The organism is Streptomyces sp. NPDC050263 (assembly GCF_040655955.1).
GTDB lineage: Bacteria > Actinomycetota > Actinomycetes > Streptomycetales > Streptomycetaceae > Streptomyces.
The window spans coordinates 73,863-96,065 of the sequence record NZ_JBFAKW010000001.1; the positions used below are offsets into that span (position 1 = coordinate 73,863).

Annotated in this window: 19 protein-coding genes and 1 pseudogene; 10 read left to right on the forward strand and 10 right to left on the reverse strand. The window is 70.4% G+C overall.

The genetic code is table 11. From position 1 onward, the window contains the following. Positions 1–38: 38 nt before the first annotated feature. Positions 39–413: pseudogene (locus tag AB0J04_RS00345) on the forward strand (helix-turn-helix domain-containing protein); the annotation flags it as partial. Further along, positions 410–907, forward strand: coding sequence for an LURP-one-related family protein (locus tag AB0J04_RS00350; RefSeq protein WP_363166113.1), 498 nt, complete (start codon positions 410–412; stop codon positions 905–907). The pseudogene AB0J04_RS00345 and the gene AB0J04_RS00350, both read left to right, overlap by 4 nt. 11 nt (positions 908–918) lie before the next feature. On the opposite strand, the gene AB0J04_RS00355 is transcribed toward AB0J04_RS00350, so the two are convergent. The 3 genes from AB0J04_RS00355 to AB0J04_RS00365 are packed head-to-tail and all read right to left on the reverse strand — an operon-like array spanning position 919 to position 3,754. Further along, on the reverse strand, positions 919–1,506 hold the full coding sequence (locus tag AB0J04_RS00355) for a hypothetical protein (protein WP_363166114.1): 588 nt from the start codon (positions 1,504–1,506) through the stop codon (positions 919–921). Beyond that, complete coding sequence (locus AB0J04_RS00360) at positions 1,503–3,041, reverse strand: HAMP domain-containing sensor histidine kinase (RefSeq protein ID WP_363166115.1); 1,539 nt, start codon at positions 3,039–3,041, stop codon at positions 1,503–1,505. Before AB0J04_RS00360 ends, AB0J04_RS00355 begins: the two co-directional genes overlap by 4 nt. Before the next feature lie 23 nt (positions 3,042–3,064). Beyond that, positions 3,065–3,754, reverse strand: coding sequence for a response regulator transcription factor (locus AB0J04_RS00365; protein ID WP_363166116.1), 690 nt, complete (start codon positions 3,752–3,754; stop codon positions 3,065–3,067). 123 nt (positions 3,755–3,877) lie between these two features. On the opposite strand from AB0J04_RS00365, the gene AB0J04_RS00370 reads away from it, so the two are divergent. The 4 genes from AB0J04_RS00370 to AB0J04_RS00385 all read left to right on the forward strand — a co-directional run bounded on the left by AB0J04_RS00370 (position 3,878) and on the right by AB0J04_RS00385 (position 8,253). Continuing rightward, positions 3,878–4,810: a hypothetical protein gene (locus AB0J04_RS00370; protein ID WP_363166117.1), complete on the forward strand. Its 933-nt coding sequence runs from the start codon at positions 3,878–3,880 to the stop codon at positions 4,808–4,810. Between the two features lie 79 nt (positions 4,811–4,889). Next, positions 4,890–6,251 (forward strand): peptidoglycan-binding protein, encoded by a 1,362-nt coding sequence (locus AB0J04_RS00375; protein ID WP_363166118.1) that lies wholly within the window; start codon positions 4,890–4,892, stop codon positions 6,249–6,251. A gap of 50 nt (positions 6,252–6,301) precedes the next feature. Beyond that, positions 6,302–7,018 carry an ABC transporter ATP-binding protein gene (locus AB0J04_RS00380; RefSeq protein ID WP_363166119.1) on the forward strand — a complete coding sequence of 239 codons (717 nt, stop codon included), beginning with the start codon at positions 6,302–6,304 and terminating at the stop codon, positions 7,016–7,018. After that, a complete protein-coding gene (locus AB0J04_RS00385; RefSeq protein WP_363166120.1) occupies positions 7,015–8,253 on the forward strand; it encodes an ABC transporter permease in 1,239 nt (412 codons plus the stop codon). Before AB0J04_RS00380 ends, AB0J04_RS00385 begins: the two co-directional genes overlap by 4 nt. Positions 8,254–8,363: 110 nt before the next feature. On the opposite strand, the gene AB0J04_RS00390 is transcribed toward AB0J04_RS00385, so the two are convergent. Further along, a complete protein-coding gene (locus tag AB0J04_RS00390; protein ID WP_363166121.1) occupies positions 8,364–9,170 on the reverse strand; it encodes a carbon-nitrogen family hydrolase in 807 nt (268 codons plus the stop codon). 203 nt (positions 9,171–9,373) lie between these two features. On the opposite strand from AB0J04_RS00390, the gene AB0J04_RS00395 reads away from it, so the two are divergent. Beyond that, positions 9,374–10,198 (forward strand): maleylpyruvate isomerase family mycothiol-dependent enzyme, encoded by an 825-nt coding sequence (locus AB0J04_RS00395; protein ID WP_363166122.1) that lies wholly within the window; start codon positions 9,374–9,376, stop codon positions 10,196–10,198. An 85-nt stretch (positions 10,199–10,283) separates the two neighbouring features. On the opposite strand, the gene AB0J04_RS00400 is transcribed toward AB0J04_RS00395, so the two are convergent. Further along, positions 10,284–11,186, reverse strand: coding sequence for a D-alanyl-D-alanine carboxypeptidase (locus tag AB0J04_RS00400; RefSeq protein ID WP_363166123.1), 903 nt, complete (start codon positions 11,184–11,186; stop codon positions 10,284–10,286). A 224-nt stretch (positions 11,187–11,410) separates the two neighbouring features. Between AB0J04_RS00400 and AB0J04_RS00405 the strand changes: the two genes are divergently transcribed. Beyond that, positions 11,411–12,169, forward strand: a complete 759-nt coding sequence (locus AB0J04_RS00405) for a GntR family transcriptional regulator (protein WP_363166124.1) — start codon at positions 11,411–11,413, stop codon at positions 12,167–12,169. After that, positions 12,166–13,494, forward strand: coding sequence for an MFS transporter (locus AB0J04_RS00410; RefSeq protein ID WP_363166125.1), 1,329 nt, complete (start codon positions 12,166–12,168; stop codon positions 13,492–13,494). The genes AB0J04_RS00405 and AB0J04_RS00410 overlap by 4 nt, the downstream gene beginning before the upstream one ends. Positions 13,495–13,587: 93 nt before the next feature. Here the strand turns inward: AB0J04_RS00410 and AB0J04_RS00415 are convergent, their stop codons facing one another. The 4 genes from AB0J04_RS00415 to AB0J04_RS00430 form a co-directional block, all read right to left on the reverse strand. Continuing rightward, the gene (locus AB0J04_RS00415) at positions 13,588–15,066 is read right to left on the reverse strand and encodes a dihydrolipoamide acetyltransferase family protein (RefSeq protein ID WP_363166126.1); all 1,479 of its coding nucleotides are present in this window, start codon (positions 15,064–15,066) and stop codon (positions 13,588–13,590) included. Positions 15,067–15,076: 10 nt separating this feature from the next. Beyond that, the gene (locus AB0J04_RS00420; protein ID WP_363166127.1) at positions 15,077–16,069 is read right to left on the reverse strand and encodes an alpha-ketoacid dehydrogenase subunit beta; all 993 of its coding nucleotides are present in this window, start codon (positions 16,067–16,069) and stop codon (positions 15,077–15,079) included. 1 nt (position 16,070) lies between these two features. Beyond that, positions 16,071–17,264 carry a pyruvate dehydrogenase (acetyl-transferring) E1 component subunit alpha gene (gene pdhA, locus AB0J04_RS00425; protein WP_363166128.1) on the reverse strand — a complete coding sequence of 398 codons (1,194 nt, stop codon included), beginning with the start codon at positions 17,262–17,264 and terminating at the stop codon, positions 16,071–16,073. A gap of 464 nt (positions 17,265–17,728) precedes the next feature. Continuing rightward, positions 17,729–19,339 carry a protein kinase gene (locus tag AB0J04_RS00430; RefSeq protein ID WP_363166209.1) on the reverse strand — a complete coding sequence of 537 codons (1,611 nt, stop codon included), beginning with the start codon at positions 19,337–19,339 and terminating at the stop codon, positions 17,729–17,731. A gap of 355 nt (positions 19,340–19,694) precedes the next feature. On the opposite strand from AB0J04_RS00430, the gene AB0J04_RS00435 reads away from it, so the two are divergent. Next, positions 19,695–21,332 carry a protein kinase gene (locus tag AB0J04_RS00435; RefSeq protein ID WP_363166129.1) on the forward strand — a complete coding sequence of 546 codons (1,638 nt, stop codon included), beginning with the start codon at positions 19,695–19,697 and terminating at the stop codon, positions 21,330–21,332. 182 nt (positions 21,333–21,514) lie between these two features. On the opposite strand, the gene AB0J04_RS00440 is transcribed toward AB0J04_RS00435, so the two are convergent. Then, complete coding sequence (locus tag AB0J04_RS00440; protein ID WP_363166130.1) at positions 21,515–22,060, reverse strand: bacterial proteasome activator family protein; 546 nt, start codon at positions 22,058–22,060, stop codon at positions 21,515–21,517. Positions 22,061–22,203: the final 143 nt, after the last annotated feature.

Here is a 22,203-nt window from a genome sequence, read left to right on the forward strand (position 1 = left end):
CGTCCTCTCCATCGACGAGGGCGACGTCCTGGCCGCCGCAGTTCGTGGAACGGCCGCTGCCGGACGTGCCCGACGAGTCGCTGGCACCCCCGCTGACCTGGGCGTGGAAACGGCTGAGGGAGCCGCTGACGGTGGCGCGGCACGGGCGCTCGCGGCCGTCTCCCCCGCCGTCCTGCACCGCCGCTTCCGCGCCCAGCTCGGCACGACCCCGCCGGCCTGACTCACGGGGGAGCGAGGGGCGCTCGCCTGTCGGCTGATCGAGCGGGGCGAGGAGCGGCTGGACGTGGTGGCGGCGAGGGCCGGACCGGGGACGGCCGCGAACCCACGCGCGCGTGCGGCACGAGACGGAACTCAGCCCATCGGCCTATGGACGGCGTTTCGCACCGGCCTCCGGGGAACCGGTGACGACATGAGATTCCTCGTGCGCGACCGGCTCCTCGGCATCGGTGACGACTACTGGATCGAGGACGACCAAGGCGACAAGGTGTACCTGGTCGACGGCAAGGCGATGCGGCTGCGGGACACCTTCGAGCTGAAGGACACCCGCGGGCAGGTCCTGATCGACATCCGCCAGAAGATGTTCGCCCTGCGGGACACCATGGTGATCGAACGGGACGGCGCCCCGCTCGCCACGATCCGGCGCAAGCGGCTGTCGTTGCTGCGCGACCACTATCGGGTCGCCCTGGCGGACGGCCGCACCGAACTCGACGTCAGCGGCAAGATCCTCGCCCGGGAGTTCGCGGTCGAGTACGACGGCGAGCTGCTGGCCGTCGTCTCCCGGCGGTGGCTGCACGTCCGCGAGACGTACGGCGTCGACGTCGTCCGGGAGGACGCGGATCCGGCGCTGCTCATCGCGGTGGCGGTGTGCGTGATCCACCTGGCCGAGAAGGAACACGGGAAGGACTGACACCGGGAGGACTAGGAAGCTTCTCGGGGGCACGCGGCGTCCGACTGAGTCGTCGTCCATCCGTCCCCGAGCACCTGGACACTCGTGGGTGCGGAGGCGGTTTCCGCATCACCGCCGGAAGGAGCCGCAAGGGCGCCGTCGCCCTGGTTCACTTCCGCAGGCTGCGGGGCGACCGGCTCAGCCGTGAGAGCCACCGTGCACGCCAACTGCAGCATGGCCGGACGACTGAGCGGAGGGACGCCCTCGGGGAGCTGGACGGAGATGGTGAGATCGCTCCCGATCACGACGTCCGGTGCACCTGTCAGGCGGGGCAGTTCCGTGGTGGCCGTCCCGGCCTCGCTCGCGATCGGTCCGCCGAACAGCAGGCGCACGACGACCCCGAGGTCCCCGCGGTCGTCCACCTTCCGGGGGTAGGGCGTCAGATCGCCGTCGCGCAGGAAATAGAGGCGGATGACGCTGGGCGCCTTCGGACGCGGAGGAGCCATGCCGCTCGCCGGCGGACCGGCCCGGATGACGTCGGACGGGGGGACCCCGCACGCCGCCAGCGTGAGCACGGCCGTGAGCCCGACCAGCAGCGCCGGTACGCGCGAGCCCTTCACCGGGGACCTCCTGCGGCGTCGATGGCGTCGTCGGCGTCGTCGGCGTCCGCTGCGGAGTCGCGGTGCAGGGGGAGTTCGACCGTGAACGCCGAACCGCCCCCGGCCGGATTCGCCGCACTGATGCGTCCGCCGTGCAGACGAACGTTCTCCGCCGTGATGGCCAGGCCCAGTCCGCTGCTCTCGCTCCTGGTCCGTGAGGTGCCCGCCTTGTAGAAACGTTCGAAGATGTGCGGCATGGCTTCCTCGGCGATCCCCGGTCCGTTGTCGGTCACTGTGATCACGGCCCACGCCACGTCCGCCCGCTCCTCCCGCACGTCCAGGGTCAGCCGCACCGGCGGCGCCCCGTGCCGCAGCGCGTTGCCGACCAGATTGGCCATCACCACGTCGAGCCGGCGCGGATCCACGCGCGCCCTGAGCACGCCCGGTGGGGGCAGCCGGGTCTCCACCTGGCCCTGCCAGCCCCGGGCGGAGAGGGTGCGCCGTACGGACTCGGCCAGGTCGATCTCGTCCAGGTTGAGTTCGGCCGCGCCCGCGTCGAAGCGGGAGACCTCCATCAGGTCTCCCACCAGCCCGCTCAGCCGATTCGTTCCCTCGCTGATGAGCCGCAGCGCGTCACTCGTCTCGTGGTCCAGGTTCAGCGCCTTCTCGTCGAGTACGTCGGTGACCGCCGACATCGCCGCCAGCGGCGTCCGCAGTTCATGGGAGACGTCCGCGACGAAGCGACGCGCCTGGGCCTCCAGGCGGCGCAGCTCCGCGACCGACTGCTCCAGTGCGGCCGCCGTGTCGTTGAAGGACCGTGAGAGGTCGGCCAGTTCGTCGGAGCCGTTGACGGCCAGCCGGACGTCGAGGTGCCCCTCGGCCATCCGGTCCGTGGCCCGGCGCAACGCCCGCACGGGGCGGAGTACGCCGCTCGCGGCCAGCAGCGCCAGGCCGACGGCGAGGCCCAGTGTCACCAGGGTGGCGCGCCCGATGCCGCTGACCATCGCTCTGACGTAGGCCTGTTCGGTGTCCTGGGGCACCACCAGGTACAGCACGAGCCCCGAGAGCCTGGACTCCGTGCCCTCGCCGGGGTTGTACGTGACCGGCATTCCGACGACGAGAAAGGGACGCCCGTCGGCGCTCACCCGCTGGAACACCGCGGCGCGCTGGGTTCGTACGGACCGGAGCAGTCCCGGACTCAGCTTGTCGAACTCGGGACTCGGCGCGGCGGCGCGGAGGCTGCCGTACGTGGCCAGTACCCGCCACCCCTGTGACTGGTTGGCCCGGAGCAGCTGGTCCACCACCCTCTGCAGGTCCGACTGGCCCGGCTCCGGCGGAGCGTAGGCAGCCACGGCGTTGTGAACGCTGGTGCGGAACTGCTCGATGACGGAGTCCTGGCTCTGCTGCAGCACCCCCGTGCGCGCCTCCCGGAAGGCGAGGGCTCCGGTGCTCAGGGCACTGGTCACAGCCACCAGGGCGAAGGCCGCCACCAGGCGGCGGCGCAGGCCGCCCAACGCCGAAGGGACGCGCGCCAGGACCGCCCGAAGGACCCGCACCGGCCCGCGGCCCCGCCCGCCGCTCACGGGGAACCGAAGCGGTAACCGAAGCCGCGTACGGTCTGGATGTACCGGGTATCCCCGCCCAGCTCACCGAGCTTGCCGCGCAGGCGCTTCACACAGGCGTCCACGAGCCGTATGTCCCCGTAGTAGCTGTGTTCCCAGACCGCTTCCAGCAGCTCCTGGCGGCTGAACACCCGGCCCGGCGAGGCCGACAGGGTCAGCAGCAGCCGGAACTCGGAGGGGGCGAGTGCGACGGGTTCACCGCGGTGTGTCACCGTGAGCCCGACGCGGTCGATGACCAGCTCGCCGTGCGACTCCGCCCTGGGACGGACGCCGTCGGAGAGCGACGCGTCGTGACTGCGCAGTACGGCCCGTATGCGCGCATCGAGCACCCGGGCGTGCACGGGCTTGACGACGTAGTCGTCGGCGCCGGCCTCCAGCCCTGTGACGACGTCGATGTCGTCCCCCTTGGCGGTCACCATGATGATCGGCACCTGGCCGCGCTCCCTTATCCGCCGGCATACGTCGAGGCCGGAGATGCCCGGCAGCATGAGGTCGAGCACGACGACGTCCGGGCGGAAGGGGCGGAGCTGTTCCAGTCCCTCTTCACCGGTTCCGGCGGCGAAAACCTCATGCCCCTGGTGTCGCAGCGCCAGGCGGACGGCATCACGGACGTCCAAGTCGTCTTCGATCATCAGGACACGCGGCACTCCGGGAGTGTAGGCATACCGCGTTCGACGACCGTCCCGGAAAGAGCCCCTCCCCGAAGGCCGTTACAGAAGGGTCATCGTCCGGGCCAGAGGCCATCGACTCCGGTCACCACGCTGGAGGTCATGGAGAGAATGCCTGGATCCCGCGCTGTTCGGAAACTGGCCGTGGCGGTGAGTCTGCTCCCGCTGCTGGCGGCTTGCGGAACTGACGGCGAGACCGCCTCCGCCGGGAAGGAATCGGCCGGGTCGGCGGGGCGACTCGACGTTCCCGCGGACGCCGGTGCGGAGCTCAAGAACCAGTACCTCGTGGAGAACGCGATCGCGGACTGCATGAAGGAGCAGGGGTTCACCTATACCGCCGTCGCCCCCATCGATCCCGCGTCCACCTGGGCCACCGACGGGGCGGACTACGAACTCACCAAGAAGTTCCGGCAGAAGTACGGCTTCGGTTACACCGCGCGCGCCGTCTACCCCGACGACCCCGAGCTGGTGGGCGACAGGTCGGCGAACGAGCCCTCGGACAACGCGAAATACGTCGAAACGCTCACGCCCGCACAGAAGACCGCCTACGAAAAGGCGCTCGGATCCGTCCCGGGCTCGGAGGAAGGCCAGAAAGACTGGACCGGTTGCCTGGGAACGGCCAACAAGAAGGTGTACGGCTCCACGTCGCCCAAGGAGCTGCTGGACGCGTCGTCACGGAGCCAGGAGAACGCGCAGGCGCTCAACGGTGATCAGAAGCTGGTCGGCCTCGCGCAGTCGTACGCCTCCTGTCTGAAGCGGGACGGCATCCCCGTCACGACCACGCAACCGACCAGCATCGGGGAGATGGTGAAACTCCAGGCAGCCGCGTCCGCTCCCGCCGGCGTCGGGGGCCCCGCCGCCGCCGCGGAGAACCCCGACGGGACCTCCACGGAATCCATGAGCAAGGAGGAAGCTCTGCCGCTGCTCACCAAGGAGATCGCCCTGGCGATGAAGGACCTGGAGTGCGGCAAGGGCTTCCGGGCCGCCTACTTCCCGAAGTTCTTCAAGAACCCGGGATCCACCGGTGCCGGGTGAACCGTCGTCCCGAGCACCGAGGCGGCGCCGCAAGAGTGAGGGCAGCCGTCCCAGGCAGCTGGGGATCATCGTCGCCTCGGTGGCGCTGGTGGGAGCCGGCGGGTGGTTCGCCGGATCGCGGATGCAGTCGCCGGCCGATGCCGCCGCCGCACGCCAGCCCCCGAAGGCCGGACCGGTCACCGTCGCGGTCGAGCGCCGGTCGCTGACCGCGAGTGTGGTGGCCCAGGGCTCGGTGGAGTTCGCCTCACCGCAGAGCCTGGCCCTGGCCGGGCCCGTCGGCCCCCCGGATTCCGGCTCCGGGGGATCCGGGTCCACCGAAACCGTCGTCCAGCGGGTCACCAAGGCGCCGGTCGCGGGGTCGGAGGTGAAGGAGGGCGACGTGCTGATGCAGGTGAGCGGGCGACCGGTCCTGGTGCTGCGCGGATCCGTACCGATGTATCGCACGCTGGGTCCCGGCACGTCCGGAGACGATGTCAAGCAGCTCGAACGGGCCCTGACCCGGCTCGGGTTCAACCCCGGTGGGGCCACCGGGCAGTACGGGCAGGAGGATGCCGCGGCAGTGAGCCGCTGGTACAAGAGCAAGGGCTTTGTCGCGCAGGAGCCCGGTGTTGCGGACAAGCAGCAGCTGGGAACGCTGGAGGCGGCTGTGACCACCGCGCAGCAGGCCCTCCTCTCGGCCCGAAACCCGGGCGACGACACCGAGGGGTCCGGCAGCGGTACGGACACCAGCAGCGGTACGGACACCAGTGACGAAGCCGGAAAGCTCCAGCTCAAGGCAGCACAGCAGCAGTTGAACGCGGCCAACGACGCGCTCTCCGCCTTCCGGGCCGGCTACGGGACCAAAGTCCCCGCGGGTGAGCTGGTCTTCCTGCCGGATCTGCCGGCCCGGCTGGACAAGGTGGCGGTGAAGACCGGTGACACCCCGTCCGGACCGGTCGGCACGGTGACCAGCTCCAAGGTCGTGGTACAGGCCGTGGTGCAGGCCAGCGACGCCAAGTTGCTCCACAAGGGCATGACAGCGCAGGTGGAGACGCCCGACGGCAAGAAGGTGAAGGGGGAACTCGTGGCACTGGGCGACGATGTGCCGAAGATCGATACGACGGGCGGTCAAACCCAGCAGGGAACAACGAATGACGGGAGCGATGACGCGTCGGCTCCCGTGCCGGTGCAGATCTCCATCCCGTCGGGAGACCTGGCAAAGAACGCCACCGGATCCGCGAAGGTGACGATCAAGGTGGGCTCGTCGGACGGTGACGTGCTGGCCGTGCCCATCGCCGCGCTGCACACATCGGCCGACGGACAGGCCAAGGTGCGGGTCCGACGCGGCGGCAAGGTGGTGGACGTCAAGGTCAAGGCGGGTCTCTCGGCGGAGGGACAGGTGGAGGTCACACCGTCCGGTGATGCCCTGAAGGCGGGCGATCAGGTGGTGATCGGACAGTGACCGGCCTGCCGGCGTCCGCCTCGCCGACATCCGACCCGCCGACATCCGTCATGCCCGACGCGGACACGGTCATCCAACTCGTCTCCGTCGACCGGACCTTCGACTCCGAACCGCCGGTGCACGCCCTGCGGGACGTGAACCTGACCCTCCGGCGCGGCGAGCACCTGTCGATCGTCGGCCCGTCCGGCTCCGGCAAGTCGACGCTGCTCAACACCCTGGGGCTGCTGGACCGCCCCACCTCGGGCGCCTACTGGCTCGACGGGGTGGAGACCAACCGGCTCGGCGACCTGGAGCGCACCTCGCTGCGCGGCGGACGGATCGGGTTCGTCTTCCAGTCCTTCCATCTGCTGCCCTACCGGACGGTGGACGAGAACGTCATGCTCGCCGAGGCCTACCGTCGGCCGCGCCCCGGGCGCGGCCGGGCCGGCCGCCGCACCAGAGCCCAGGAGGCACTGGAACGGGTAGGCCTGGCGCACCGGTCCGGTTTCCGGCCCGACCGGCTCTCCGGTGGTGAGAGGCAGCGGGTGGCGATCGCCCGGGCGCTGATGAGCGAGCCCGCCCTGCTGCTCTGCGACGAACCCACCGGCAACCTCGACAGTGAGAACACCGAGTCCGTGCTCGACCTCTTCGACCAACTGTCCGAACAGGGCATGACCCTGGTCGTGATCACCCACGAGGAGGCGGTCAGCAAGCGGGCCGACCGGCGGGTCAGGATCAACGACGGCCTGCTCACGGAGGAGAGCCGGCTCACGGAGGAGAGCCGATGAGGGCCGCACGGCGCCGCGGCAGGGCCACGGGCATCGAGCGTCCCTGGATGGACTTCAGGGACCTGTGGACCGAGGCGCTGGCAGGGGTACTCGCCCGTCCGACGCGCTCCGCCCTGACCACACTGGGCACGGTTCTGGGCATCACCACCCTGGTCATCACCATCGGGGTCTCGGCCACGGCGGGCAATCAGATCGTCGGCCGGTTCGACGCCCTCACCGCCACTTCGGTCACCGTGGAGGTACCGGGGCCGGCCGGCTCCGTCCCGCTCGTCGACTGGTCGGGGGTGAACGCGGTCGGGCGGCTGGCCGGGGTCGAGTCGGTGGCGGCGATCGCGGACTCCACCGACACCGCGAGCGTCCAGGTACGTGCGAACGACGTGGTCTCCCCGGGGGACGTCACCGACCAGACCATGGCGGTTCTCGCCGCGTCCCCCACGCTGCCCGCCGCGGTGCGCGGCAGGATGACCACCGGGCGTTTCTTCGACGACGGCAACATCGCCCGGCACGACCGAGTGGCGGTGCTCGGCGACCAGGCCGCACGACTCCTCGGCATCAACTCGGTACGGGACTCCCCTGCGGTCTTCCTGAAGGGCCAGGCCTACACCGTGATCGGGATCCTCGGCGACGCCGAGCGGGAACAGCAGCTCTCCACCGGGGTGATCCTGCCGCCCACGACGGCCGAGGACCAGTTGGGCCTGGGAACGGTGACCCGGGTGCTGATCAACACCGCGCTCGGCGCGGCGAAACAGGTCGCCCACCAGGCACCGATCGCGCTGGCCCCCGGCGCCGAGGACGCCCTCGCCGTCACGGCGCCGCCGGACCCGGCCAAGGCACGCAAGGGAGTGCAGGGCGACGTCAACGGCCTGTTCCTGGTACTCGGACTGGTCTCGCTGGTGGTCGGGGCCATCGGCATCGCCAACGTCACACTGGTGACGGTCATGGAGCGGATCGGGGAGATCGGACTGCGCCGCGCCCTCGGCGCCTCGCGACGACAGGTCGCCGGGCAGTTCCTGGTGGAGTCGACGACCATCGGACTCCTCGGCGGCGTCATCGGCGCCGTGCTGGGCATGGTCGTCGTGGTGGCCGTCTCCGCCGTCAGGGACTGGACTCCGGTCCTGGACGTCCGTCTCGCCTTCGGAGCCCCGGTCGCCGGAGCCCTCGTCGGACTCCTGGCAGGTCTCTACCCGTCACTGCGGGCCTCCCGCATGGAACCCGTCGACGCTCTTCGCTCCTAGGAGAGTGCCGGCTGCCGGGACGTGTCCGGCCGGGACCTGTCCGGCCGGCACCTGTCCGGCCGGGCGTGCCGCAGACGGACCGAACCCGGGGCCGGCCGTCGGCGGATTCGTCAGGGACTACGGCGCACCGGCCGCCGCAGGCCCAGCACCCGGTCCTTCAGGGCCGGGAACTGCTCCCTCGTCGTCGCGACCTTCGCGGGGTCGAACTCGACCCGCAGGACCTCCTCGCCCGCTCCCGCCTCCGCCAGCACCTCGCCCCACGGATCGACCACGATCGAGTGACCCGCCTGCGGAACTCCGGCATGCGTCCCGGCCGTTCCACACGCGAGCACGAACGCCTGGTTCTCGACCGCCCGCGCCCGGGCCAGCAGCGTCCAGTGCCCCCGGCGGCGCTCCGGCCAGCCCGCGGGGATCACGAGAGTCTCGGCGCCGGCGTCGACGAGACCGCGGAAGAGTTCGGGGAAACGGAGGTCGTAGCAGGTGGCGAGGCCGACGGTCGTCTCGGGGAGACGGAACGTCACCAGTTCCTCGCCCGCGCCCATCAGCACGGCCTCGCCCTTGTCGAAGCCGAAGCGGTGGATCTTGCGATAGGCGGCGACCGGCTCACCGGAGGGTGAGAAGACGAGAGACGTGTTGTACAGGGGGCCGTCCGGGTCCCGCTCCGGGATCGAGCCCGCGTGCAGCCAGACTCCCGCGTCGCTCGCGGCCTTGGCCATCGCCTCGTACGTCGGCCCCTCCAGGGGCTCGGCCTCGCTGCCGAACTCCTCATAGGCGAACGCGCCGGTCGTCCACAACTCCGGCAGCACCACGAGGTCGGCGGCACCGGCCTGCTCTCTTACCAGCGCGGCGACCCGCACCCGCCGCGATTCGACCGATTCGCCCTCTTCTACGGCGATCTGGATCAGAGAGGCGCGCACAGTACCACCGTCCTGGCATTCGAGTAGTCCACACCGGCCTACGATCGTCACACGAAAGCACTGCCGGGGTGCCTCACAGCAGCGTAACTTAGCGTTTCAAAACACCCGTCGACACCCGCCGACACCCGCCGAGAGCAGCCACCTCCCGCTGGCAACGCCGCCACAACCCACCCGAGTACCGACCGCCGAGGGGTCCCGTTTCCGTGAGTCTGCATCCCACCCTCCAGCCCTACGCCGACGCCTGGACCCACTCCATCGAAGCGATATCCGAGCTGGTGCTGCCGCTGGTCGAGGCGGACTGGAACCGCCGGACGCCGTGCCCGGGCTGGTCGGTACGCGACATCGTGTCGCATGTCATCGGGCTGGACTGCGAGATGTACGGCGACCCGCGCCCCATCCACACCCTCCCGCGCGACCTGTACCACGTCACCAACGACATCCAGCGCTACATGGAGATGCAGGTCGACGTCCGCCGTCACCACACCGCGCCGGAGATGACGTCCGAGCTGGAGTACACGGTCATCCGCCGCAACCGGCAGCTGCGCAACGAGTCGCGCCAGCCCACCCAGGTGGTGCGCGGCCCGCTCGGCACCGAGCTCACGCTCGAGGAGTCCATGCGCGGCCACGCGTTCAACGTGTGGGTGCACGAGCAGGATCTGCGCGCTTCCCTCGGCCGCCCCGGCAACCTCGACTCCCCCGGCGCGCACATCGCCCGCGACACGCTGCTGGCCGCGCTCCCGGCGGTCGTCGCCGAGCGGGCCGGCGCCCCGCGCAGCTCCGCGATCGTCTTCGACGTGCACGGCCCGATCGAGTTCCTGCGCACCATCCGCGTCGACATCAACGGCCGCGGCACCCTGGAGACGGCCCCCGCGCTCGGCCCGGCCGCCGCGTTCACCCTCGACTGGGAGACCTACGTCCGGCTGGCCTGCGGCCGGGTGACGGCGGAGGCGGTCGCGGACCGGGTGAAGGCGGAGGGCGAGCCGGAGCTGACGGCGGCCGTCCTGCGGAACTTCGCGGTCACGAAGTAGGACGCGCTCACCGTGGGGGTGCGGTGGGGAACGGAACGGGCCCGTCGTGACGATCACGACGGGCCCGTTCTCACGTGAGTGCCGGTCAGCCCAGCCTGGCGAAACCGTAGTTCAGCAGCTTCGTCGCGTCCGTGGCGCGCACCGACGCCGACGTGGACGCCAGCACCGTGCCCACGACGGTCTTGCCGTTGCGGGTGGCCGCGAAGACGAGGCAGTACTTCGCCTCGGGGCCGGAGCCCGTCTTCACACCGATGGCGCCGCGGTAGCTGGTCAGCAGCGTGTTGGTGTTCGTCCAGGCCGCCATGGTGCGGGTGGAGCCCGTCTTGGTGATCGTCTTGGCCGTGTACGACTTCTTGGCGACGATCGCGCGGAAGTTCGCGCTCTTCAGCGCGTTCACGGTGAGCTTCGTCAGGTCCTGGGCGGTCGAGTAGTTCGAGCCGTTGCCGATGCCGTCGAACGAGTCGAACTTCGTGTTCTTCATGCCCAGCGACTTCGCCGTGCTGTTCATCTTGCCGATGAACGACTTCACCCGCGCGGCGCGGGTCGTGCCGGTGCCGAACTTGTCGGCCAGCGCGTACGCGGCGTCACAGCCGGACGGCAGCATCAGCCCGTAGAGCAGCTGACGGACGGTGACCTTGTCGCCGACGATGAGCCGGGCCGAGGAGGCGCCCTTCGCCACGATGTAGTCGCTGTAAGCCTTCTGGATGGTGACCTTGGCGTCCAGGTTCAGGTTCGCCTGGGACAGCACGACCTTGGCGGTCATGATCTTCGTGGTGGAACCGGTGGAGAGCTTGGTGGTTCCGGCCTTGTTGTACAGGGCGGCACTGTTCGCGTTGTTCACCACGTAGCCGGCCTTGGCGGCGATCGTGGGCGTTGTGACGGCTTGCGCGGGTGCCGCGGTGAGGGCCCCGGTCGCGAGCACTGCGCCGGCGGTGACGGCAACGGCTGCGGCCCTGCGGACTCGGATGCCCTTGGTGGCGGTTATCAACTTAAATACCCCGATTACGTCGGAATGCCCTTGCTGTGCGGCCGAGTTAGGAGGGGAAAGAAAGAAGAGGCCGCATGCGTGTGACACGTAAGTAGCACACAAGGTTGTGCGCTTGCTGGGCCGAATTTCCGATTACTCACGGAAACTCTTACCCGTCACTCACCGTTGGTCCCAAATTCTGGACCGACCCCCCGATGCGTACGTGTTGTATCTATCCTGTGGGCATGCAGTCCGCCGCCCCGCCCGTCCCCACCGCCACCGCCCCCGCCACTGCTCCCACGCCCGGTCCCACATCCGGTCCCGCACCCGCGTCCGCACCCGCATCCGCATCCGCACCCGTCGCCGCCAAGCAGCCACCCGCCGCCGACCGCGTGTACGCCCACGTCAAACAGGGTGTCCTGGACCGCCGTTACCAGGGCGGCACCCTCCTCACCGAGGGAGAGCTCGCCGAGGCCGTGGGGGTCTCGCGCACTCCGGTGCGGGAGGCGCTGCTGCGGCTGGAGGTGGAAGGGCTGATCAAGCTCTACCCCAAGAAGGGCGCCCTGGTCCTGCCGGTCTCCGCACAGGAGATCGCGGACGTCGTGGAGACCCGGCTGTTGGTCGAGGAGCACGCGGCGCGCAAGGCGGTCCCCGCGCCGGCCGCGCTGATCGAGCGCCTGGAAGAACTGCTCGCCAAGCAGAAGGAGCAGGCCGCGGCCGGCGACCTGGCCGCCGCCGCGGTGACCGACCGCTGCTTCCACGCGGAGATCGTCCGCAGCGGCGGAAACGAGATCCTGTCGAGGCTGTACGACCAACTCCGCGACCGCCAGTTGCGGATGGGCGTCGCGATCATGCACTCGCACCCCGACCGGATCGCCAAGACGCTCACCGAGCACGAGGAGATCCTCTCGGCCCTGCGCGCCGGCGACGCCGAGCGGGCCGTCGAGATCGTGCACCGGCACGTCGACTGGTTCTCCCACCTGGCCCGCGGGGAGGTCCGGTGAGCGCCGGCGCCCGCAGCGTGAACTCCACCCTTCCGGGTGACCCGCCCGGCGGACGGCGCGCGATCGCCGTCTGGGGCATCGGCGTCTCGGTCTACTTCGTCGCGGTCATCTTCCGCACGTCGCTGGGGGTGGCCGGGCTCGACGCCGCCGACCGCTTCCAGGTGAACGCCTCCGCCCTGTCGACCTTCTCGATCCTCCAGCTCCTCGTCTACGCGGGCATGCAGATACCGGTGGGCCTGCTGGTCGACCGGCTCGGCACCAAGAAGGTGCTGACCATCGGCGTCGTGCTGTTCACGGCCGGCCAGCTCGGCTTCGCCTTCTCCCCGTCCTACGGCACGGCCCTCGCCTCACGCGCCCTGCTCGGCTGCGGGGACGCGATGACGTTCATCAGCGTGCTGCGGCTGGGCACCCGGTGGTTCCCGGCGCGCCGCGGACCGCTGGTCGCCCAGTTCGCGGGCCTCGCGGGGATGGCGGGCAACCTGGTCTCCACGCTCGTCCTGGCCCGCCTGCTGCACGGCGTCGGCTGGACGGCCGCCTTCGCGGGCAGCGCGCTCGCGGGAGTGGTGGTCCTGGTCCTTCTGCTGCTCTTCCTGAAGGACCACCCCGAGGGCCACGAGCCCGAGCCGTTCCCGCACCACGGCGCGGCCTACGTGCGCCGGCAGATCGCCGCGTCCTGGCGCGAGCCCGGCACGCGGCTCGGCCTGTGGGTGCACTTCACCACCCAGTTCCCGGCGATGGTGTTCCTGCTCCTGTGGGGGATGCCGTTCCTGGTGGAGGCACAGGGCCTGTCGCGGGCGACGGCCGGCGAACTGCTCACGCTGGTGGTCCTGTGCAACATGGTGGTGGGCCTGGTCTACGGCCAGATCGTCGCCCGCCACCACGAGGCACGGCTCCCGCTGGCCCTGGGCACGGTCGGCGCGACGGCCCTGATGTGGGCGACCACGCTGGTCTACCCCGGCGACCGGGCGCCGATGTGGCTGCTCATCACACTCTGCGCGGTCCTCGGCGCGTGCGGCCCCGCCTCCATGCTCGGCTTCGACTTCGCCCGCCCGGCGAACCCGCCCGAGCGGCAGGGAACCGCCTCCGGCATCACCAACATGGGCGGCTTCGTGGCGTCGATGACGACGCTGTTCGCGGTCGGCGTGCTGCTGGACGCGACCGGCGACAACTACCGGATCGCCTTCTCCTGCGTCTTCGTCCTCCAGGCCCTCGGCGTCAGCCAGATCCTGCGCCTGCGCAGGCGGGCGGCCCGCCGGGAACGGGAACGCCTGGTGGCGAGCAGGGTCGAGACGATCCACGTCCCGGCCCGGACACGGCACGGCTGACGGTCCACGCGGACACAGACACGGCCGCGGACACGGCCGCGGACGGTACGAGGTGACCGTCCGCGGCCGCTGTCGCGGTCGCAGTCGTCGCCGCTACCCCCAGGTGATCAGCTTCTTCGGCTGCTCCAGGATCGCCGCCACGTCCGCCAGCACCTTCGAGCCCAGTTCGCCGTCCACCAGACGGTGGTCGAAGCTCAGCGCCAGTGTGGTCACCTGACGCGGCTTCACCTTGCCCTTGTGGACCCACGGCTGGAGCTTGATCGCGCCGACCGCGAGGATCGCGGACTCGCCGGGGTTGAGGATCGGTGTGCCGGTGTCGACGCCGAAGACGCCGACGTTGGTGATGGTCACCGTGCCGCCCTGCATCGCGGCCGGGGACGTCTTTCCGTCTCTCGCCGTCGACACCAGCTTGCCCAGGGACTCCGCCAGCTGGGGCAGCGTCTTGGCGTGGGCGTCCTTGATGTTCGGGACCAGCAGCCCCCGCGGGGTCGCGGCCGCGATACCCAGGTTGACGTAGTGCTTGACCACGATCTCCTGCGCCGCCTCGTCCCATGAGGCGTTGATCTCCGGGTGGCGTCTGATCGCGACCAGCAGGGCCTTGGCGATGACGAGGAGCGGGTTGACCCTGAGGCCGTGCAGGTCCTTGTCCTGCTTGAGCTCCTCGACCAGCTTCAGCGTGCGCGTCACGTCGATCGTCACGAACTCCGTGACATGCGGCGCGGTGAACGCCGAACCGACCATCGCCGCCGCCGTCGCCTTACGGACGCCCTTGACCGGGATACGGGTCTCTCGCGCCGTGTCGTACGACGCCGACACCGGGGAGGGCGCCACGGGCGCGGCCGTGGGGGCCGTGACCTGCGCCCGCACCGCCTGCGTCACCGCCTCGGCCTGCGGAGCGGCCGGGGCCGCCGCCGCGTGCACGTCCGCACGGGTGATGATGCCGTCCGGGCCGGACGGGGCCACCGTGGCGAGGTCGACGCCCATGTCCTTGGCCAGCTTGCGCACCGGCGGCTTGGCCAGCGGGCGCTCCTGCGCGGCGGGAGCGCTGCCGTGGCCGTTCAGCTCCTTCGGAGCTGTGTCCGGGACCTGCGGGAGCGTGATCTCCGGGCCCTTGCGCGGACGCCGCTTGGTCGAGGACGCGGCCACGCCGTACCCGACGAGCACCGGCTGACGGCCGGCGCCCACGGCCTTCGCCGCCTCGGGCTTCTTCTCCGCGGCCGCCGCACCCACCGGGGCCGCCGGACCGGCAGGGGCCGCCGGCGCCTGCGCGGTGGTCTGCGCCGGTACCTCGGCGACCGGGGTGCCGGACGTGCCCGCCACGGCCACCGCGATGATCGACATGCCCACGTCGACCGTGGTGCCCTCGGGGAAGTGCAGCTCGCGCACCACCCCGTCGTAGGGGATGGGCAGTTCGACGGCGGCCTTGGCCGTCTCGACCTCGCACACCACCTGGCCGTCCGTCACCGTGTCGCCGGGCTGGACGTACCACTTGAGGATCTCGGCCTCGGTGAGCCCCTCGCCCACGTCGGGCATCTTGAACTCGCGTACGGACGCTTCCGTCATCGTCGTCACGACCCTCTCCTCAGTACGCCAGGGCACGGTCGACGGCGTCGAGCACCCGGTCCAGGCCAGGCAGGTACTCCTCCTCCAGGCGCGCCGGCGGGTACGGGGCGTGATAGCCGCCGACCCGCAGGACCGGTGCCTCCAGGTGGTAGAAGCAGCGCTCGGTGATCCGGGCGGCGATCTCCGCGCCCGAGCCGAAGAACACCGGCGCCTCATGGACGACGACCAGGCGTCGGGTCTTCTCGACCGACGCCTGGATCGAGTCGAAGTCCAGCGGGGACACCGAACGCAGGTCCACGACCTCCAGGTTCTTGCCCTCCTCGGCGGCCGCGGCGGCGACCTCCTGGCAGAGCTTCACCATCGGGCCGTAGGCGACGAGGGTCAGATCGGTGCCCTCGCGGACGACCTGGGCCTTGTGCAGCGGGCCGGGGATCGCCTCGGTGTCGACCGCGCCCTTGTCCCAGTAGCGCCGCTTGGGCTCGAAGAAGATCACCGGGTCGTCGCTCTGGATGGCCTGCTGCATCATCCAGTACGCGTCGGACGCGTTGGACGGGGAGACGATCTTCAGGCCCGACACGTGCGCGAAGAGGGCCTCGGGCGACTCCGAGTGGTGCTCGACCGCGCCGATGCCGCCGCCGTAGGGGATGCGGACGACGACCGGGAGCTTGACCTTGCCCAGGGAGCGCGCGTGCATCTTCGCGAGCTGGGTGACGATCTGGTCGTAGGCCGGGAAGACGAAGCCGTCGAACTGGATCTCCACCACCGGGCGGTAGCCGCGCAGGGCCAGTCCGATGGCCGTGCCCACAATGCCCGACTCCGCGAGCGGGGTGTCGATGACACGGCTCTCGCCGAAGTCCTTCTGCAGCCCGTCGGTGACGCGGAAGACGCCACCGAGCTTGCCGACGTCCTCACCCATGATCAGGACCTTGGGGTCCTCCTCCAGAGCGCGGCGCAGCGACTCGTTGATCGCCTTGGCCAGGGCCAGGTTCTTGGACGTCACGCTGTCCGCCATGTCAGTTTCCCCCCTCGTCCGCGAACGACGCCTGGTAGGCGGCGAACTGGGCCCGCTCCTCGTCGACGAGCGCGTGCCCGTCCGCGTACACGTTCTCGAAGATGGCGAAGTGGTCCGGGTCCGGCATGGCACGGACCGCTTCGCGCACTCGTCTGCCCAACGCCTCGCTCTCCGCCTCGAGTTCCGCGAAGAATCCCTCGTCCGTGTGGTTTGAGGCCTCGAGGTGGCGGCGAAGACGCAGGATCGGGTCCTTCGCCTCCCAGGACTCGCGCTCCTCGTCGGCCCGGTACTTCGTCGGATCGTCGGAGGTGGTGTGCGCGCCCATCCGGTACGTGTATGCCTCGACGAGGGTGGGGCCCTCGCCGTTGCGGGCCCGCTCCAGCGCCCACCGGGTGACCGCGAGGCAGGCCAGGACGTCGTTGCCGTCGACGCGGACGCCGGGGAAGCCGTAGCCCTGCGCACGCTGGTAGAGCGGGACGCGGGTCTGCTTCTCGGTGGGCTCGGAGATCGCCCACTGGTTGTTCTGGCAGAAGAACACGACGGGGGCGTTGTAGACCGCGGAGAAGGTGAACGATTCGGCCACGTCGCCCTGGCTGGAGGCGCCGTCGCCGAAGTAGGCGATCACCGCGCTGTCCGCGCCGTCCTTGGCGACGCCCATCGCGTAGCCCGTCGCGTGCAGCGTCTGGGAGCCGATGACGATGGTGTAGAGGTGGAAGTTGTTGCTGTTGGGGTCCCAGCCGCCGTTGTTCACGCCGCGGAACATGCCCAGCAGGTTGGTCGGGTCGACCCCGCGGCACCAGGCGACGCCGTGCTCGCGGTAGGTGGGAAAGACGTAGTCGTCGTCGCGCAGGGCCCGACCGGAGCCGATCTGGGCGGCCTCCTGGCCGAGCAGCGAGGCCCACAGACCCAGTTCGCCCTGGCGCTGCAAGGCGGTGGCCTCGGCGTCGAAACGACGGGTGAGCACCATGTCGCGGTAGAGGCCGCGGAGGTCTTCGGGGGTGACACCGGCGACGTACTGGGCGTACTCGGCGTTCTTGTTGTTCTTGACCCGCTTGCCCTCCGGCGTCAGCAGCTGCACGAGCTCGGGCTCGGCGCTCTTCCTGGCGGCGGTGCGGGTGCGCTCGGTGCCGGTGGCGCCGGCCTTGCCTCCTGCGCTGCGTCGCGGCTTACGCGCGGCAGTGCTCTCCACGGTCACGTGTGTGCTCCTCCGTCGGTCCGGCCCCCGGGGTTGCCGGGTGACCTGAGGGTCCCCCCAGCTCGTTCAGAGCCTGGGGGAGGCTCACCTGTTTCCGACACCCGTGCACGGGGTGGGTGCCACTCGGCCGGAACAGGCGTGACAGGTGCCCCGGCGAGCGCCCTGCAGTCATCACGTTACCCATTGCTCCACATTTCTGTGAAACCCCTCCTGACCTGCGTTTTTGCTTGGATTTCCAAGTAAATCGGCAAAGTCGGGAAGGACCCTGGTCACAGCCTTGCAGGAGGCCGGAGCAACGGCACGTTATCCCGGCCACCCCGGCCACGGGAAGAGTCGGTCTTCGGGCGGGTCGCGGGGGCTCACGGGGCAGCCCGCGGGCCCGAGAAACACCACGCGCGCGCGTGGAGCCCTGTCGTGGGCCCACGCGCGCGCGTGGTGATGGAGCGAGACGGGAGGTGCGGCTGTCAGCCCAGGTTGCCGAGGGTGGTGCTGCCCTGGTCGGTGCCGCTGGAAGTGCCCTCCGTCGTGCCCTCGCTGGTCCCGCCGTCGGTCCCCGGGTCGGGCGACCCCGTGTCCGTCGGGTCGTTCGACGGCTGGGTCGCCGTCTCGTCGCCCGTAGGCTCGCTGCTGGTCGACGGGGAGGGGCTGGACGAGGGCGACCAGGACGGCGTGGGGGACGGCGTCCAGTTCGATCCGGAGCCCGAGCCGCTGCCGTCGTCCGTGTTCTCGTCCGTGGACGTCTCGCTCTCCTCGTCGGTCGGCGAATCGCTGGGCGAGGCCGGGGCCGACGGTGAGGCGGACGGCGACTTCGTGGTCTCGCTGCCGCCGCTGCCGTCCCCCTTGGTGTTCACCGCGAGCGCGACGCCCGCGGCGATGGCGATCACCGCGAAGACCGCGAGGATCCACAGCTTGCCGCGGCCGCTGCCCTTGTTGCCGTGGCCCTCGAAGCCGCCGTCGTCACCGCCGCCGTAACCGACGGGCAGGATCGGCTGCGGGATCTGCGAGGTGGCGGAGCCGTCGGCGCCGTGCGGCAGCACGGTCGTGTGCGCGAAGCCGCCGGGAGGCGTGCCCCGTCCGTCGCGCGCGCCGACCGGGCCGACCGGGCCGACCGGGCCGGTGTTCCAGGTGCCGGTGTGGGCGCCCTGGTCGTACAGCATCTGGAGCCCGTACTGGACGAGACCCCGCATCTCCTCGGCCGTCTGGAACCGGTCGTCGGGGTCCTTGGCCAGCGAGCGCATGACGAGGCCGTCGAGCTCCGGCGGGCACTCGCCGCCCGAGGTCTGCGACGGCGGCACCGGGATGTCCTGCACGTGCTGGTAGACCACCGACAGCGGCGTCTCGCCGGTGAACGGCGGCCGCAGCGCGAGGAGCTCGTACAGCAGACAGCCCGTCGCGTACAGGTCGGAGCGGTGGTCGACGGCCTTGCCGAGCGCCTGCTCCGGGGAGAGGTACTGCGGCGTGCCCATGACCATGCCGGTCTGCGTCATCGTCGTGGACGCGCCGTGCAGGGCGCGCGCGATGCCGAAGTCCATCACCTTGACCGCGCCGTTGTGCGTGATGATCACGTTCGCCGGCTTGATGTCGCGGTGCACGATGCCGTGCTGGTGCGAGTAGGCGAGCGCCTCGAGCACACCGGAGGTGATGATCAGGGCCTGCTCGGGCCCGGGCGCCTCGGCGTTGAGGAGCAGGTCGCGGATGGTGCGTCCCTCGACGATCTCCATCACGATGTACGGCACGCTCTGGCCGCCCACGAAGTCCTCGCCGGAGTCGTACACGGCGACGATCGCATGGTGGTTGAGCCCGGCCACCGACTGGGCCTCACGGGTGAAGCGGGCCTTGGAGGTCGGGTCCTCCGCGAGGTCGGCGCGCAGCAGTTTCACCGCGACGGTGCGCCCGAGACGTACGTCCTCGGCCGCGAACACCTCGGCCATGCCGCCTCGGCCGAGTCTGTGGGTGAGTCGATACCGGCCGTCCCCGACCAACCCGCCGTTGCCCCAGTTCTCCGGCGCATCTGACATACCGCCGCCAGTCGCCTCGGGGTCGGACGGGCCCTGAGCGCGCTGCTGTGCCATCAGTCCTCGCCGTCGTTTCTGCCCGCGGTGCGCGCGGTGTTGTTACGGTCTCCGTCGGCCACGCTACAGCCTCCGCGCAAGCCGCCGGTCCGGGTCGATGCCCGGATCACCGCCCGGGACCGGCCCGGGCGCCGGTCCGGGACGGACCGGCCAGCCGATCCGCACTCCGTGCCGACGTGCAAATTCCGTGTACCGCCCGTACGGCACCTGTAACGCTTCCGCGACGCTTCTTTCTCGTAGGGTCACGGAACGGGCACCGAGCTTGACGTGTCAGTGCCCTGAGGCAGACTTGGCCGGGAATAGCACTTTCGATCAACTACAAGTCAACGGCGCCGAAGGCCTACGGGGGACGCAGAAGATGAGCCAGGACGGCGCGCAGGGCCGGTACGCGGGGCGGGCGCTGGCCGCCGGCCGCTATCAGCTGCGCGACTTGCTCGGCGAGGGCGGCATGGCCTCGGTGCACCTCGCCTACGACGCCGTGCTCGACCGTCAGGTCGCGGTCAAGACCCTGCACACCGAACTCGGCCGCGAGCAGGCCTTCCGCGAGCGCTTCCGCCGCGAGGCCCAGGCCGTGGCCAAGCTCACGCACACCAACATCGTCTCCGTCTTCGACACGGGCGAGGACGAGGTGGAGGGGCTGACGACCCCGTACATCGTCATGGAGTACATCGAGGGCCGCCCGCTCGGCTCGGTGCTCGACGAGGACGTGCGGCAGCAGGGCGCGATGCCCGCCGACAAGGCGCTGAAGATCACCGCGGACGTGCTGGCCGCGCTGGAGATCAGCCACGAGATGGGCCTCGTCCACCGCGACATCAAGCCCGGCAACGTGATGATGACCAAGCGCGGCGTGGTCAAGGTGATGGACTTCGGCATCGCGCGCGCCATGCAGTCCGGCGTCACCTCGATGACGCAGACCGGCATGGTCGTCGGCACCCCGCAGTACCTCTCGCCCGAACAGGCGCTGGGGCGCGGCGTGGACGCCCGGTCCGACCTGTACTCGGTCGGCATCATGCTGTTCCAACTCGTCACCGGGCGGCTGCCCTTCGAGGCGGATTCGCCGCTTGCGATCGCGTACGCGCACGTACAGGAGGAGCCGGTCGCGCCCTCCTCGATCAACCGGGCGCTGCCGCCGGCCGTCGACGCGCTCGTCGCCCGCGCGTTGAAGAAGAACCCGAACGAGCGTTTCCCGACCGCCGTCGCCATGCGCGACGAATGTCTGCGCGTCGCCGCCTCCTTCCAGCCGGCCCCGCCGAGCATCGTCCCCGGCGCGGCCACGTCGAGCGGCGCGGGCGTCGGCTCCGCGGTGTTCCCGCCGGTCGGCCAGAGCACGCCGGCGCCGCCGCACCCGGGCGTCCAGACGCCGTACCAGCCCGCCCCGACCCCGAACCCGTACGGCACGCCGCCGACACCGGCCCCGTCCTACGGCTATCCGCAGCAGGGCGGCTATCCGACGCCCGCTCCGGCGTACGGCCACCAGCAGGGGCCGCACACCCCGCCCGCGTACAACCTCAGCCCGCAGCCGTCGACCACGGTGTCCGGGGGCGGCGGCCGGAAGAACAGCAAGGCGGTGCTGATCGGCTCGGCCGTCGTGGCGGTGGTGGCGGTCGGCGGCCTCATCTCCGCCCTCATGATCAACGGCGGCAGCGACGACGCCAAGGGCGGTACGACCAGCTCCTCGCCGTCGGCGACGAAGGCGGCGGACTACCGCGGGCCGGACGCCTCGAAGACCATCGATTCGACGGAGTGCTCCGAGCCGCGGGAGTCGTACAACGACCCGGACAAGATCCAGGTGCCGAACTTCAAGTTCAAGTACATCGCCTCGGTCAAGGAGTGCTTCCAGGCCGCGGGCTGGCCGTACAAGATCACGAAGGTGGACGAGAACACCTACGGCGACGGCGCGGTCATGGACCAGTTCCCCTCCGCCGGGACGGACGTCGACCCGGAGGAGATGCCCGAGATCGAGCTCAAGGTGTCCTCGGGCAACCCGGCGTCCTGACCGCGGGCACTCGGACATGTCGTCGGACACTCGACGGACATGTCGTCGGACACTCGACGGACATGTCGTCGGACACTCGACGGACATGTCGTCGGACACTCGACGGACATGTCGTCGGACATGTTGAAGGGGCCCGGCGTTTCGGACGCCGGGCCCCTTTGGCTTGGTCGCTCCCGTGGGTTCTACAGGTACGGGCCGCCCGAGCGGCCGCCCGTGCGCGGGTCGTCGGCGCCCTCGTGGCCGACGCCCGGCGGCAGCGCGCGGCGCATCTGCTCCAACTGGGCCCGCGCGGCCATCTGCTGGGCGAAGAGCGTGGTCTGGATGCCGTGGAAGAGGCCCTCCAGCCAGCCGACCAACTGGGCCTGCGCGATGCGCAGTTCCGCGTCGCTCGGAGTCGAGTCCTCGTTGAACGGGAGCGACAGCCGCTCCAGCTCCTCGACCAGCTCCGGCGCCAGGCCGTCCTCCAGTTCCTTCACCGAGCTCGAGTGGATCTCCTTCAACCGGACCCGGCTCGCCTCGTCCAGGGGAGCCGCGCGCACCTCCTCGAGCAGCTGCTTGATCATGCTGCCGATCCGCATGACCTTCGCCGGTTGCTCGACCATGTCGGTCACCGGGATCTCACGGGAGTCCTCGTCAGCGTCGACGCCGCCGAGCGCCATGCCGTCCTGACCTACGACCAGGATCTTCTGGGCGTTCTCCGGCGACCTTTCGTTCCTCGGCATCTCCATGCCGCCATTCTCTCGCACGTCCCCACCTCATCACTCTGGTGCCCCCCTCGAAAGCTGATCCACTGTTTCCGTTCGGCGGAGTCCGGAATGCGGTGACAGTTCCCTGATGTGAGGCTTATTGCGTCTTTTCTTGGCTACCGGGC